This is a genomic window from Priestia sp. SIMBA_032, assembly GCF_046535215.1.
Taxonomy (GTDB): Bacteria; Bacillota; Bacilli; order Bacillales; family Bacillaceae_H; genus Priestia; species Priestia aryabhattai.
In genome coordinates, this window is record NZ_JAWRXD010000673.1 from 1 (window position 1) to 271 (window position 271).

General features: G+C 35.4%; 1 protein-coding gene. It reads right to left on the minus strand.

Annotated features, from left to right (window positions below; genetic code table 11):
* Positions 1-271, minus strand: a 271-nt coding sequence (locus SB717_RS35955) for a sugar phosphate isomerase family (protein WP_486360797.1), incomplete at both ends; no start/stop codon positions are given.

Here is a 271-nt window from a genome sequence, read left to right on the forward strand (position 1 = left end):
CACCATTTGCACCTAAAAAACATTTATCAAAGCGATACTTCTGCATACTTTCCTGTGCCATAGCACCGATTAAAGCTTTCGTCCTACTCTTCATCATTCCGCCTAGTAAATACGCACGAATATTATTTTCAACTAAAGCTTCAATATGCATAAGTCCATTCGTAACGACAGTAACATCTTTATTGATTAAAAATGGAATCATTTCAAATGTTGTACTCCCCGCATCTAAATAAATACAATCACCTTGTTCAACAACGCTAGCTGCATAATT